The sequence below is a fragment of the Oceanobacillus halophilus genome (assembly GCF_003628505.1).
GTDB lineage: Bacteria > Bacillota > Bacilli > Bacillales > Amphibacillaceae > Oceanobacillus > Oceanobacillus halophilus.
On sequence record NZ_RBZP01000001.1, the window covers coordinates 494,914 to 508,506 of the forward strand.

Here is a 13,593-nt window from a genome sequence, read left to right on the forward strand (position 1 = left end):
GAAAAAGTACCAATCATTTACCACTTAATATTCATATTCTAATGTCAAATACTCACCCTCGAAGCTTTTGAAACTTGTTCCATTATTTGTGTGGAATCTTTAAAGTAAATGTTGTACCTTGATTGATTTTACTGTTCACACTAATTATTCCCTTATGTGCATCGACTATATTTTTTGCAATCGCTAATCCTAAACCAGTTCCCTTTTTCTTTTTATTTCTGGTACGAGATTTATCCGCTTTATAAAAACGTTCAAACACAAATGGCAAGTCCTCTTCTGGAATACCACTACCATTATCTTCAATAGATACATCGAAAGTTTCTTGGTTATTTTTTACCGACACTTGAACAAATCCATTTTCATTCGTATGACGGATAGCATTATCAACTAAGTTAGTAAAAACTTGCTCGATTCGGTCTGGATCAAATGTGGCTGTGGAAAAATCGATATCTTTTGATAAGGTTAATTCAATTTGATTTTCTTTCGCGATACCTTGGAATTTCTTTATAATTCGTTCCACATATCCTTCTACTTCAATTTTTTCTTTATTTAGCTGAATATGTCCAGCTTCCATTCGAGCTATATCTAATAAGTCATTAACTAGACGGCCCATTCTTAGGGATTCCTCATGAATAATTTTTGCTAGTTCATTTTTCTCCTCTTTACTTTCAGCGATATCATCCACAATTGCTTCACTATACCCTTGCATCATAGAAATAGGTGTTCTAAGTTCGTGGGATACATTAGCGATGAAATCTTTTCGGAGTTTGTCCAATCTTCGCTCTTCCGTCATATCGCGTATTACTGCTACAGCTCCTCTTACATGAGAACCATCATAAAGGGGAGTCATTAACATCACATAATTTCTACCCTGAATAGCAATTTCTCTGAGTACTTTTTCCTCTCCTCCGATTACTTCTTGCAGAACTTGATTTAGCTCTGTTGGTAATCTTTTAGATAGTTCTTGGGAATCGCTATTATTCTCAAAATACCAATTCTCTAAAAATTTCTCAGCGGGAGGATTAGTGACAATCATATCTCCATTTCTATTTAGTGTTACCACTCCATCAGCCATCGATGAAACAATACTGGAAAATTGTTCTTTCTCCTGCCTTAATGCATTAATATGAAATTTCAATTGTCTTCCCATTCGATTGAACTCAATGGCCAAATCTCCTATTTCATCATGAGTTAAGATAGGTACCTTTGTATTAAATTCCCCCCTAGTTAAATCATGTGCTGCTTCTCGCATTCTAATAAGTGGGGACGTAATACGAGTAGATAGGAAAACCGCAAAAAAGGTAGTTAAAATAATAGCTACGCCAGCTGCAAGATAGATGATTTTTCTCGTTTCCGCTTTCGTTTGGCTAATTTCTTCCGTTGATTGATAAACGAAGATACCACTATTCTCTGTAATAGGCTTTCCAACAATAATGGCTTCCGTATTCCTATTTGTCAAAATCTTTTCCTGTTTTATTTCTGTATCACTTGTAAGAACTTTCATTAAGTCCTGATCATTACTTATCCATTCTTTCTCTAACTCGGGTAATGATTCATCCGTAGTATTTGATAACCAGTACTCCCCATTTGGGTAGATAATAGCAACGCGGCTGGAAGGATTTTTGATTAGATCTCCAGTATCATGAATAAACTGTTTATCCTCTTGTTGTTCAACCAGATAAGATATTTTTGTGGCTGTTTGCAGCATTTCTTCTTCCGCCTTATCAACATGAAAATTCTCAAAAAACTGCAATAAAAAAATCGACAATATAAACAACACAAAACAAACTAGCAATAAGATGGTTATTGCTAGTTTTCCAACTACACTACGCCAAAACATTACTTATCATCTACCTCAAATTTGTAACCAACACCCCATACAGTTACAATCATTTTTGCTGCTTCTTTAGAGACTTTGCTCAATTTCTCGCGTAAACGCTTAACATGCGTATCAACTGTCCTAAGGTCTCCGAAGAATTCATATTGCCATACTTCTTTTAGCAACAGTTCTCGATTAAATACTTTATCAGGAGATTTAGCCAGGAAACAAAGTAATTCGTATTCCTTAGGTGTTAGGCTAACCTCCTGACCATCTGCCGTTACTCTGTGAGCATCATAATCAATCGTGATATGTGGGAATACCAGCAAATCTTTTGGTGGTAATTCTTGTTCATTAAACGAAGATGCGGTTACTCTTCTGAGCAATGCTTTCACACGTAAAACCGCTTCTCTAGGGCTAAATGGTTTTACTATGTAATCATCAGCACCAACTTCAAAGCCTTGAACACGATTCGATTCCTCACCTTTTGCCGTAAGCATAATGACAGGCGTGGTTTTCTCTTTTCTTAGTTCCTGACATACTTCAATTCCATCCATTTCCGGCATCATTATATCAAGAATTATTACATCATAATCATTATTTAGAGCTAACTCCAACGCATCTTTTCCATTTTCTGCTTCTTCTACAATGTACTCTTCTCTTTCTAGATACATACGAATTAGTCTTCTGATTCTTTCTTCATCATCAACAACTAATATTTTTGTCTCTTGGTCCATGTGAATCCCCCTACTTCAGCTATCTAATACAATTATAAATCAAACTTCATAAAATGTATAAAAAAACGAGGTAATTCCTCTATTTACCTCGTCTTTATCTTAACATACTTTCATAAACCCAACATATATTATTAATTAAGGAACCGTTTATGCATAGGAATGTAATCCAGCTAAGACTAGGTTAACAACAATCAAATTAAACATTATGATACCAAAGCCTATCACCGCTAACCATGCTGACTTCTTACCATGCCATCCTCGTGATAAACGTAAATGCAAATATGCTGCATAGAAGAACCAAGTAATTAACGCCCATACTTCTTTTGGATCCCATCCCCAGAATCTACCCCAGGCAACTTCCGCCCAAATTGCAGCAAAAATTAGGCCACCTAAAGTAAATACTGGAAATCCGATGGTTACTGATCGGTATTCTATTTCATCTAGCAAATCTGCTTTTACATTTTTAAGAAGCGGCTGTATCGTTGCTCCTATACGTTTTCTAAACAGGAGTCTAGCAACAAGATAAAGAATCGTTCCTGAAATGATAGACCAAATAACGGTATTAAATTTCCGTCCTGCATCCTCTCCTTGGAACCAACCTGGTGTCTCAAACCAAGGTTTCATCACTCCTTCTGTAACTAATGAACTATCGTTTGGTGCGGCAATTGCTGGTAAGTGATATTCTGTCGCAATCACCTGATTACCTGCAGAGTATTCAAATGTAGCATTATAGTTTGCTATATTAAATGCAGATGTAATAACGACGAAACCAATAAGTACAAATAATAAGTATAGAACAAATTCAAGCCATGTTCTTCCTTTACTTTTTACGGATTGATCTACTTGCTTGATAAGATACATCAATCCTACGACAAAACTAACACCCAAAATTCCTTGTCCCAATGCAACAGTACTTACGTGAATATATAACCAGTGACTTTGCAGCGAAGGAACTAATGGAGCTAATTCTGTAGGAAACATACTAGCATAAGCAATGATTATCATGGCAATTGGTAATGCGAATAACCCTAAAAAGCTTAATTGATAGTACCCATAAATAATAATAAAGGCAAGGACTAGGGCCATACCCAAGAATGTTAGAAACTCAAACATATTACTCACAGGTGCGTGTCCACTAGCTATCCATCTTGCTATAAAATAAACAAGTTGTGCTAGAAAACCAATAACAGTTATTATGATAGCAATTTTCCCAGCATTTCCTTTTTTGCCATCTGTTCTTCTATCTCTAATCGTTGCCCCAAAGAAAAACGTTGCTATCAAATAAAGTACAAACGCTGTATAAAGCGCCGTACTACTTAAATTTACTAAATCCATCACAATATCCTCCTCGTTTGATCCAAAACCTACAGGTATCACTTCTCTTTTTCATCTAGTTCCTGTTGATCATCCACCATCTTAATATTCGTATCTTCTATTACTGTTTCAATATCTTTCTTAACACCGAACCAGTTTTTATTCGTATGTGCAGCCATTAAAAGTTCTCCATCTTTCGTGCGGTTTATCCAAATTCTTCGATGTTGCCAGTACATACCCTGAATAACACCAATCATAAATATGGCGGCACCAATTCCAAAGAATGGTAAGGACCGGTCATATTTAAATGATAAACCACTTACGTCATGCATTTCAAAATCAGCAATTCCTAATTTATATTCATTTTCTCCACTTGCGTCAATGTTTTTTCCTATTCCCAGGAAACTAACTTCTGCATTTTCACTTTCAGGAGGATATACAAAAAATACAAATGCAGGGTTTCGCGGAAAGTTAGTTTCGGAAGCTGGAATACCATCATCATCTAAATAATAATCAGGATAATATTGATCTAAAACTACCCTAAAACCATTATCCAGAACAAACTCAGATTCTGGCTCCATTAAATTGACTGTAAAAGTACCTAAAGATTCTTCATTTGAATCATCTGTTTCATGGATTTTAAATGTCATGTTTGTGAATTCATTCAATTGATAGCCTGACTGAACCAATTCATAGCCATCAAACTCTAATGGTTGATTCATTTGAATAGAATCTTCAACAATCGGCTCCAATTCTGGTTCAGCCCCTGGTATAGGTCTAGTCGCCTTATAAACAACTACATCTGTTTGATAATTACTAGCAACCATCCCTTCTTTTTCTAACGTCTCTCGAAATCGTTCATCATCATGAGTTTCTAAGATAAAATCTTTATTTTCAACGTAATATTCACCGTTTGATCCAGGTAAAACCGTTGTTTCACCTTCTCTAACCCATACATACTCATCCATATAAAATATGGGTGTTGACCGCAGTATGGCGGCCAATAATATAATGATTAATCCAATATGGTTAACATATGGACCCCATCTGGAGAATCTACCTTTTTCTGCTAAGATATGCCCATTTGCTTCCGTTAGTTTGTATCGGCGTTTCTTTAACTTTTCCTTAAGTTTTACTACTTCTTCGTCCGTAATTTCGTAAGATTCACTATATAGTCGCTGCCTGCTTAAAAATGATTTATGCTTTTTTGGCTTTTGGTTTCTTAACGCTTTAAACAGAGGGACAAATCTGTCTAAACTGCAAATGACAAGAGAAACACCAATTAAAGCAATTAGTATCATATACCACCAAGAAGAATATAAATTATGAAGTCCTAATTGATAAAAAATAAGTCCAAAAACACCATATTGTTCCTCATAATAGACAGAAGGAGCACGGTTTGGTGCATCCGGAGGTATGTACATTTCTTGAGGGAATATGGTACCAACCATAGAAGCAACTAATGCTATCACTATTAACCATACTCCCACCTTTACAGAGGAGAAAAAGCTCCAAACTCGATCAACAAACGATTTGGTATATGTTTGTGACCGTCTTGCCATCCCATCATAGCGCATATTCAATAACTTTTTCCCATCATTACCGTCAATATGTTGATTACCTGCTATAGGTTTCCCACAGGATTCACACAAAACCGTACCTAATGGGTTCACGTGTCCACATTCACATTTTACTTTTCTCATAGTTAACCCCTCACAGTTGTATTAAATGCTAAAGTTATTCTGGTAATATACTTTGAAATGATTCCTCTAATCTGTCTAATGTAAGGGCACCATTTACAACTTCTGTTATTTCACCATCTGGATTAATAAAAAAAGTACTTGGGAGTGGACCTACTTTATATAAATCCATTACCTCTTCCGTTTTATCATGAGGAACTGGAAATGTTAAATCATATTTATCAATAAAACGGTCTATAACGATTTCCGTATTATCTAAGCTAACTGCTACAATTTCAATTCCTCTTTCTTTATATTCAGGGTATAAGGATTGCATGTATGGCATTTCTTCTTCACATGGTTTACACCAAGTTCCCCAGAAATTAAGCATGACACCTTTCCCTTTTAAGTCACTAAGTCTAACTGTTTCTAATTCATTATTATTATTTACTTGTTGTAATTGAAAATCAGGCGCCATATCTCCTGCACGATATATGGAGTTATCTGCCTTTGAATTCGAAACAATTGTGAAAATGGTTGCCCCTATCAATACCGCTAATATAACAGACCTAAAGATTAATCGATTTCTTTTTTTCTTTCTTTTAGACTTTTTAGCATTTTCTAAACTCAATCCCAATCACTCCTCAGCCCATTATAACATGCTAAAATCTAACAAATTTGACAATTATTTAACAATTTTTATAGCCAGATTTCGCATTTGTTTAACTTCTTTAGGCGTAAGTTTTCTATATTCCCCTGGTTTTAAACCATCCAATGTTAATAACCCATACCTTTCCCTTTTTAGTTTTAATACAGGAAATCCAAGTGCCTCCATCATTCTTCTAACATGTCTATTTTTCCCTTCATGAAGAGTTAGTTCAAGTATGGTAGTTCCGGCTTTCTTGTCAGATGATAGAACTCTATAACCTACTGCTTTTAAAATATCTTGTTCTGATTTAACACCCTTTTTAATCTTGGTCAAATCAGATTTGGGTGGAAGGCCTTTTATCTTAGCAACATAAACTTTATCAATTTTATGTTTTGGATGCATAAGAAGATTTGCAAATTCCCCATCATTGGTCAAAAGTAAAATCCCTGATGTATCATAATCCAACCTTCCTATAGGAAAGAGTCGTTCTTCTATCTCTTCACTTAATAAATCTGTTACAACCTTTCTCCCTTTGTCATCTTTCACACTTGATATAATGCCACGTGGTTTATACATTAAATAATAAACTGGCTCTTCTTTTTCTAACGGAACCCCGTTAACTTCCACTTTATCATCAGGCGTAACTTTTGTTCCAAGTGTAGTTATTACTTTTCCATTGACTTTCACTTTTCCTTCAAGAATAAGATTTTCTGCTTTTCTTCTTGAAGTTACTCCGCTCTGGGCAATTACTTTTTGCAATCTTTCCAAGTTGTTTGTCATATTATCACCATGCTTTAATTTATTTTGACTTTCCATCAACAACAATTAATAGAGAAAATCCTAGTTCAAAATTGAGTCGAATAAGAGATATTTCTAACTAATTCCTTTCTACACAATAATAGCGTTAACACACAGTTAACGCTACTCATTAGCATTACCCAAATATCAGGGTAACAATTATGATTGATACAATTATACCAACTAAATCAGCTAATAGTCCAACTTTTACGGCATATCTCATTTTTTTAATTCCTACCGCTCCAAAGTATACAGTTAATATATATAATGTAGTATCTGTACTCCCTTGCATAGTCGAGGCAAGTCTGCCTATAAAGGAGTCCGGACCATGCGTTGCAATCAATTCTGAAGTAACGCCTAAAGCTGCGTTCCCAGATATCGGTCTAACTAGAGCTAACGGGACAATATCTGGTGGAACACCAATTAACATTAGTAGTGGTGAAATAAAATTTATTAATGCTTCTAAAGCCCCTGAACTCCTGAGAATCGATATAGATACAAGCATTCCTACTAAAAAAGGAAGTAAAGAGAATGCCAATTTGACACCTTCCTTCCCTCCTTCAACAAACAATTCATACGCAGGTATTTTTTTCCATGTTGCTGTGATAAGAACAATTAATAAAAAACTTGGTATCAGCCAAGTGCTGATTGCTGTAATAACCCCCATTTATTTCTTCCTCCTAGTGCTGCGATAGTAGAAAAATCGATCCAATAATAAAGCACTAATTAATGAAATACCGGTGGCAATAATTGTTGTGCCTACGATTTCTGTTGGCGAAACAGAATGATATTGCATTCGAATGGAAATAATGGTTGTCGGAATAATAGTTAAGCCAGCTGTATTAATAGCCAGAAATGTAATCATGGATCTAGATGCTGTATCTGTCCCGCTTAACTCTTTCATCTGTTCCATTGCCTTTATCCCTAAAGGAGTTGCAGCATTTCCCAACCCAAATATATTTGCTGTGAAATTAGATAAAATATATCCTAATGCAGGGTGGTCTTTAGGAATCTCAGGAAATATTCGAACCACAACCGGGCGTAACAATCGGGTTAGTACTTTTAGGATACCAGCTTCTTCTGCAATTTTCATAATGCCTAACCAAAATACAAGAATACTAATTAGACCGATTGATAGCTTTACAGCTTCATTTGCACTTTCAAATAGTGCTTTATTCACTTCTTCCATAGTTCCATTAAACATAGCATAAACTATTCCTACTATTGCCATAAACATCCAAATAACGTTAACCATAGTATTACATCCCTGTTACTTTCTGATAAAAAGATACTAGATTAGAAATAAAGTTAGGTCGTTCTGGTTCGGGATTGTCCTTATGAATAGGGGTTTCCAAAATTTTCTCATTTTCTAAGTAAAATACAGTTTTTCCAATAATGGTTGAATCAGGCTTTTCTAAATCGTTTAGATTATTTAGTATATAATTCTTCCAAGTTAGATTTTTTTTCTCCTCATCTGTAAGCGGATAGTTCAGCGTTTCCCTTACATAACCAGCAGCACTCTCGTCTAAGTTGATTAGGTTAAATTTGACTGGGCCTTCTTCAACGATAGATTCCATATCGTAATTATCAAAAGCCCAATCAAACATTCCCATATGGTCTTTCCAGTCACTCGGAGCATCTAACGTAACTGCTATTAACTCCATTCCATCCTTACTTGCCGCAGACACTAAAGTTCTTCCTGTGGCTTTTGTATACCCTGTTTTACCACCAATACAATACTCATAGAATTGTGTAAGTAATTTGTTTTTATTTTGCCAGCTATAAGTTCTGTCTTCTGATTTATAAGATTTTGCTGCAGTGATTTCTCTAAATTCCGCATTCTCCATAGCATATCTCATCAGCATCGCCATATCATATGCACTTGAGTAATGGCTGTCCGAGTCGAGACCATGCGGGTTGTCAAAATGGGTGTTGTTCATCCCTAACCAATTTGCTTTTTCATTCATTAAAAATGCAAACCCTTCAACACTACCACCAACATGTTCAGCAATCGCCACAGCAGCATCATTCCCTGATCGAAGCATTAACCCATATACTAGATCACGAATGGTCATTTTTTCCCCTTGTTCTAAATAGATAGATGACCCCTCGGTATAAATCGCGTTTCTGCTTACCGTAGCTTTTTCATCCATTTTGCCTGATTCTATAGCAATAATCGCAGTCATTATTTTGGTTATACTTGCAATGGATTGTTGATTATGAGCGTTTTTTTCAAATAGTACTCGTCCAGTAGATTTTTCAATTAAAACAGCGTTATTTGCAGATACTCCTGGGGCTGCTTGTCCTTTTGTTGGGTAAATCAGCTGAACAATTAATAATAGAACGATAAGCATTACATATTTTATTTTCATTTTTGATTGTCCTCCCACAGATATGGTGTCCATACATTTTATGCAAGACCGTCCCCGTTATGAACAATTTTACATATGAACACCATAATTCAGGAAGCTAATATTGTGTTACCTATAAGACCTGTTACATATGAATTTTTATTGCTGTTAAATATCTGTTATTTACATTCTCCCAATTGACAACATTCCACCAATTATCTATATACTTACCCTTGTTCGTTTGATACTGCAAATAATAGGCATGTTCCCACATGTCAAGGACCAACAACGGTATAGTGTTTGCTACTTGAAATAATTGGTGTTTCTCAAATGTCTGTATGGCTAATTTACCACTTATTGGACTCCAGGATAAAACTGCCCATCCAACTCCTTCTACAGAATTAGCTGCATCGGAAAATAATTTCTTGAATTTTTGCCACGAACCAAAATCATTATCTATTTTATTTTGTACCTCTTTTATTGGTTGTTTCGATGAATTCGGGGTCATATTATTCCAAAATATACTATGCAAATAATGGCCAGAACCGTGAAATGCTTGTTCTCTTAACCAATGTTTCATTGTATCACTATCCGCTTTCTTTACATATAATTCTTCTTCAGCCTTATTCAACCCATCTACATACGATTGATGATGTTTTTCATGATGAAGCTTCATAATCTCTTTACTGATATACGGTTCAAGAGCGTCATAAGCATAGGGTAATGCCGGTAGTTTATGTTTACCGTATGGAATAGCCTTTTCAGTATTACTTGTTTTTATCAGATTTGAAAGTGTTTTTCCTTTATTTTGTAATAATCGTACTTCTTCGTATGATACTTCCTGTTTGGCAATATGTTCCTCAATTTTGTTCAAGAAATCATCAAGTTTTTTCAGCCATTTTTCGTCAATCAGCTGTGAGAGTCTTTCTGCCTGAACATTTTCTTTCAATGCCTCTCCCCAAGCTTTGAGCCTTCTTAGATAATCTATATAACTTTCCATCGTAACACCCCCAATGTACCATATGCCCAATAATTCATTGTGTGCAAATCTATATGGTTATGATGATTAAGTGCCACCAGTTCGAAAATTCTCGGGAATAACAGAAAAAATCCTTACACTTAGTAAGGATTTTAGTTAGTCGTTATTATTTTCTAATTCTTCATTGAACCTTTCAAAGAAAAGATCCGCTTCTTGGTTAACGTCATCAGAGTCATTTGAATCAGGTAAAGGTGGAAGTTCTTCTAAAGAGGTCAAACCAAAGTAAGTTAGAAACTCTTTACTTGTACCGTACAAGATTGGCCTTCCTACACTATCCTTTCTACCAATCTCTTCAATTAAGGCTCTTGCAACCAGCGTTTGTACTGGTCGGTCACTTTTCACGCCTCTAATTTCTTCAATCTCTGTTTTGGTAATTGGTTGGCGATACGCAATGATTGCAAGTGTTTCAAGAGCTGCCTGTGACATTCGACTTGATTCTGGAACTTCTAGCAATTTTTTATAATACTCACTATGTTCAGGCTTCGTTGTTAAATGAAGAACATTATTAGATTCCATAATCATAATGCCACGGTCTCTTCTTTCGTATTCAAATTTCAACTCCTCAATTAAATGATGAATAGTATCATCAGGTATATCCAATATTTTTATTAATTGTTGGATGGTAATCCCTTCATCACCACTTGCAAAAAGAAGTCCTTCAATAACTGCTTTTAATTCTGATATTTCCACAAGTTATGCCTCCATACAATATACATATAATGCCTCAAAGTGTTTTTCTTGTTTGCAGTAAACCTCACGAGCCTTCATTAATTCCAATAATGCCATGAATGTGACAACAACGTGTGTACGTGAAGGGTATGGGAATAACTGGTCAAATGCGATTCCATTTTTCGATTTTTTCACCATTTTCAGCACATCGGTCATACGTTCTTCAATTGGGATTTCGGAACGACTGACTTTCGTATCTAGCGGAGTGTTCCATTTTTTTCGTTCAAACATTTTTCCGAGTGCATTTAACATATCATAAACCGAAACATTTCCTGGAGTAACTGGCTTTTTTTCCTGTTTTAATTCTTTAAATATAGAAGGAGCACGGGTAAATATCTGGTTAGCCCCTTCCTCTTTTTCTTTTAATCTAGATGCCGCTTCTTTATATTTACGGTATTCAATCAGACGCTCCATTAATTCTTCTCGAGGATCTTCCATGTATTCTTCCGATTCTTCTTCCATTTCCTGCTTTGGAAGGAGCATTTGACTCTTAATCGCTACAAGAGTGGAAGCCATTACTAAATATTCACTTGCTATATTTAATTCCAAGCGCTGCATGGTATGAATGTAGTCCATATATTGCTTAGTTAGTTCAGCCATAGGGATATCATAAATATCTATTTCATATTTATTTATTAAATGCAGTAATAAATCAAGCGGACCTTCAAATGCATCTAATCTAACCTGATATGCTTGATTCACTGATTTTCTTCCTTTCTTTCCTCGCAATTTATTTAATATTGTAACAAGCGCCTATACATCAAAACGTAAGTCAACATAAGTTATTAACGTAAGATAAATGTTACCATAAAACATTTATGTAAAGAAGAAAAAGGAGGAGTTTCTTTATGAGTCATGGTTATAGCGGAGGATTTGCGTTAATCGTCGTATTGTTCATTCTTTTAATTATCGTTGGTGCTGCTTGGTTCTAAAAATATAGGAACACTTTTTCACTTAAAAGCCAGCCCTTTATTATAAGGGCTGGCTTACTGTTTGAGAATTCTTGTTTTAATTTTGGACATTATCCATTTTACATTTTTTATAAAATTCCTGGACTTCCTCACTTGCAAAAACAGTATACTTTTCTTGATAATATCGATTTAGTTCATTTATCATTTTTTTACCAATCCCCATATTACGATGGGATGGGTTCACCGAAACATGTTGCACAATAACATTGTTTTCAAATTCAATCCTAACACCGATTGCTCCGAGGACATCATCATCTTCTTTCCATAAGAATAAATGCCAGTTTGCATTCGTTTCATATTCCTTGATCGTTTGCTGCAATTTTTTTACATCTTTTTTCTCATCAGGCATAAAAGACAATAGTCCCATTGCTATTTTTTCCATATTCTTCTTAAACCGAATTAACATAAAGACCCCTCTTAATATAAGACTATTAGATGATTTGTTAAAAAATAATCATGCTATGTCTATAGAAGTATATATAATATTTATTGCACTAATTATGATGTTTGTCAATAACTGCATAAAATTATTAGTATACGTATTAGTATAAACCAAAATTAACCAATTTATACTTTTAACCCATTAAATTAATACTTTTTCAACATTTTGTATACAATATAACCATCTGTTTGTCTTTCATTCAACCTTATTGGTATCAAATTCACAAAAAATAACCATAAGTTAAACCAAATAGCAATTTCAATATAGATGTTTGCTTGTATACTATAGAAAATAGACAAAATAAAAGCAACAATACCATTTAAGAGCGGACCAAATAACGTAACATACACGGACTCATACATATTGTAGGGCGGACTCTTGTAACTCATAGTATGTCCGCCCAATATGAAGAAAGAATTGACAACAAATTGGATTTGAAAAATGTTAAAGGTTACTAATCTCTTACCTTTTCCAATAAATAATGAAACGAAATCTGCTCTCAGCAATCGTGCAGCAACTGCATGTCCTAATTCATGTATCAATGTACTGATTGGTGCAATAAAAAATATTAAAAATACAACAATCTTAATCATTACCATCAATCAATATTATTCTGAAAAGACCTTCACTTCTGTCATTATATCACCATTTTTCATAGCTCTAGCTGTTTCGAGACCTGAAGTTACTTTTCCAAAAACTGTATGGACTCCATCTAAATGCGGTTGCGGTTCATGCACAATAAAAAACTGACTTGATCCAGTATCTTTGCCAGCATGCGCCATGGACAAGCTACCAGCCTCATGCTTATGTGGGTTTCCTTCCGTCTCACATTTGATGGTGGTACCACTTCCCCCCATTCCAGTTCCTGTAGGATCTCCTCCTTGACTAACAAATCCAGGAATTACTCTATGGAATGTTACTCCATTATAAAATCCACTATTTGCTAACTTTTCAAAGTTTGCTACTGTATTTGGTGCTTCATTTGGGAAAAATTCAATTTCAATCTTTTCTCCATTTTCCATTAAAATATATCCTTTTTTAGACATGTAATAATCTCCTTTAATA

The 13,593-nt window shown here is 35.0% G+C and carries 16 protein-coding genes; 1 reads left to right on the forward strand and 15 read right to left on the reverse strand.

The genetic code is table 11. The features are described from left to right. Window positions 1–82: 82 nt before the first annotated feature. The 12 genes from D8M06_RS02510 to D8M06_RS02565 all read right to left on the reverse strand — a co-directional run bounded on the left by D8M06_RS02510 (window position 83) and on the right by D8M06_RS02565 (window position 11,817). On the reverse strand, window positions 83–1,840 hold the full coding sequence (locus D8M06_RS02510) for an ATP-binding protein (RefSeq protein ID WP_121202773.1): 1,758 nt from the start codon (window positions 1,838–1,840) through the stop codon (window positions 83–85). Next, on the reverse strand, window positions 1,840–2,556 hold the full coding sequence (locus D8M06_RS02515) for a response regulator transcription factor (RefSeq protein ID WP_121202774.1): 717 nt from the start codon (window positions 2,554–2,556) through the stop codon (window positions 1,840–1,842). Before D8M06_RS02515 ends, D8M06_RS02510 begins: the two co-directional genes overlap by 1 nt. A 147-nt stretch (window positions 2,557–2,703) precedes the next feature. Next, window positions 2,704–3,891, reverse strand: a complete 1,188-nt coding sequence (gene ccsB, locus D8M06_RS02520) for a c-type cytochrome biogenesis protein CcsB (protein WP_121202775.1) — start codon at window positions 3,889–3,891, stop codon at window positions 2,704–2,706. 38 nt (window positions 3,892–3,929) lie between these two features. Then, a complete protein-coding gene (resB, locus tag D8M06_RS02525; RefSeq protein WP_121202776.1) occupies window positions 3,930–5,573 on the reverse strand; it encodes a cytochrome c biogenesis protein ResB in 1,644 nt (547 codons plus the stop codon). Window positions 5,574–5,607: 34 nt separating this feature from the next. Continuing rightward, the gene (gene resA / locus D8M06_RS02530) at window positions 5,608–6,180 is read right to left on the reverse strand and encodes a thiol-disulfide oxidoreductase ResA (RefSeq protein WP_121202777.1); all 573 of its coding nucleotides are present in this window, start codon (window positions 6,178–6,180) and stop codon (window positions 5,608–5,610) included. A gap of 54 nt (window positions 6,181–6,234) precedes the next feature. After that, window positions 6,235–6,966, reverse strand: a complete 732-nt coding sequence (locus D8M06_RS02535; RefSeq protein WP_194074611.1) for a pseudouridine synthase — start codon at window positions 6,964–6,966, stop codon at window positions 6,235–6,237. 166 nt (window positions 6,967–7,132) lie between these two features. Further along, on the reverse strand, window positions 7,133–7,663 hold the full coding sequence (locus D8M06_RS02540; RefSeq protein WP_121202778.1) for a spore maturation protein: 531 nt from the start codon (window positions 7,661–7,663) through the stop codon (window positions 7,133–7,135). Beyond that, window positions 7,664–8,251: a nucleoside recognition domain-containing protein gene (locus D8M06_RS02545; protein WP_121202779.1), complete on the reverse strand. Its 588-nt coding sequence runs from the start codon at window positions 8,249–8,251 to the stop codon at window positions 7,664–7,666. It lies immediately after the preceding gene. Window positions 8,252–8,255: 4 nt separating this feature from the next. Further along, window positions 8,256–9,368, reverse strand: coding sequence for a D-alanyl-D-alanine carboxypeptidase family protein (locus D8M06_RS02550; protein ID WP_121202780.1), 1,113 nt, complete (start codon window positions 9,366–9,368; stop codon window positions 8,256–8,258). 124 nt (window positions 9,369–9,492) lie between these two features. Beyond that, window positions 9,493–10,347, reverse strand: a complete 855-nt coding sequence (locus tag D8M06_RS02555; RefSeq protein WP_121202781.1) for a superoxide dismutase — start codon at window positions 10,345–10,347, stop codon at window positions 9,493–9,495. A gap of 135 nt (window positions 10,348–10,482) precedes the next feature. Further along, a complete protein-coding gene (gene scpB, locus D8M06_RS02560) occupies window positions 10,483–11,076 on the reverse strand; it encodes an SMC-Scp complex subunit ScpB (protein ID WP_121202782.1) in 594 nt (197 codons plus the stop codon). A 3-nt stretch (window positions 11,077–11,079) separates the two neighbouring features. Further along, entirely contained in the window at window positions 11,080–11,817 is a 738-nt protein-coding gene (locus D8M06_RS02565) for a segregation/condensation protein A (protein ID WP_121202783.1), read from the reverse strand. 146 nt (window positions 11,818–11,963) lie between these two features. Here D8M06_RS02565 and D8M06_RS02570 point away from each other — a divergent pair, with 146 nt between their 5' ends. After that, window positions 11,964–12,047 (forward strand): YjcZ family sporulation protein, encoded by an 84-nt coding sequence (locus tag D8M06_RS02570; protein ID WP_060668722.1) that lies wholly within the window; start codon window positions 11,964–11,966, stop codon window positions 12,045–12,047. A gap of 76 nt (window positions 12,048–12,123) precedes the next feature. Here the strand turns inward: D8M06_RS02570 and D8M06_RS02575 are convergent, their stop codons facing one another. The 3 genes from D8M06_RS02575 to D8M06_RS02585 form a co-directional block, all read right to left on the reverse strand. After that, window positions 12,124–12,492: a GNAT family N-acetyltransferase gene (locus D8M06_RS02575; protein WP_121202784.1), complete on the reverse strand. Its 369-nt coding sequence runs from the start codon at window positions 12,490–12,492 to the stop codon at window positions 12,124–12,126. Window positions 12,493–12,674: 182 nt separating this feature from the next. Further along, window positions 12,675–13,127, reverse strand: coding sequence for a site-2 protease family protein (locus tag D8M06_RS02580; protein ID WP_121202785.1), 453 nt, complete (start codon window positions 13,125–13,127; stop codon window positions 12,675–12,677). A 9-nt stretch (window positions 13,128–13,136) separates the two neighbouring features. Further along, window positions 13,137–13,574 carry a peptidylprolyl isomerase gene (locus D8M06_RS02585; protein WP_121202786.1) on the reverse strand — a complete coding sequence of 146 codons (438 nt, stop codon included), beginning with the start codon at window positions 13,572–13,574 and terminating at the stop codon, window positions 13,137–13,139. Between the last annotated feature and the right edge of the window lie 19 nt (window positions 13,575–13,593).

Coding starts and splice junctions, on each gene's coding strand:
- D8M06_RS02510 (WP_121202773.1), bottom strand. CDS start 1,840: ATGTTTTGGCGTAGTGTAGTTGGAAAACTAGCAATAACCATCTTATTG.
- D8M06_RS02515 (WP_121202774.1), bottom strand. CDS start 2,556: ATGGACCAAGAGACAAAAATATTAGTTGTTGATGATGAAGAAAGAATC.
- ccsB (WP_121202775.1), bottom strand. CDS start 3,891: ATGGATTTAGTAAATTTAAGTAGTACGGCGCTTTATACAGCGTTTGTA.
- resB (WP_121202776.1), bottom strand. CDS start 5,573: ATGAGAAAAGTAAAATGTGAATGTGGACACGTGAACCCATTAGGTACG.
- D8M06_RS02540 (WP_121202778.1), bottom strand. CDS start 7,663: ATGGGGGTTATTACAGCAATCAGCACTTGGCTGATACCAAGTTTTTTA.
- D8M06_RS02545 (WP_121202779.1), bottom strand. CDS start 8,251: ATGGTTAACGTTATTTGGATGTTTATGGCAATAGTAGGAATAGTTTAT.
- D8M06_RS02550 (WP_121202780.1), bottom strand. CDS start 9,368: ATGAAAATAAAATATGTAATGCTTATCGTTCTATTATTAATTGTTCAG.
- D8M06_RS02555 (WP_121202781.1), bottom strand. CDS start 10,347: ATGGAAAGTTATATAGATTATCTAAGAAGGCTCAAAGCTTGGGGAGAG.
- D8M06_RS02570 (WP_060668722.1), top strand. CDS start 11,964: ATGAGTCATGGTTATAGCGGAGGATTTGCGTTAATCGTCGTATTGTTC.
- D8M06_RS02575 (WP_121202784.1), bottom strand. CDS start 12,492: ATGTTAATTCGGTTTAAGAAGAATATGGAAAAAATAGCAATGGGACTA.
- D8M06_RS02580 (WP_121202785.1), bottom strand. CDS start 13,127: ATGGTAATGATTAAGATTGTTGTATTTTTAATATTTTTTATTGCACCA.
- D8M06_RS02585 (WP_121202786.1), bottom strand. CDS start 13,574: ATGTCTAAAAAAGGATATATTTTAATGGAAAATGGAGAAAAGATTGAA.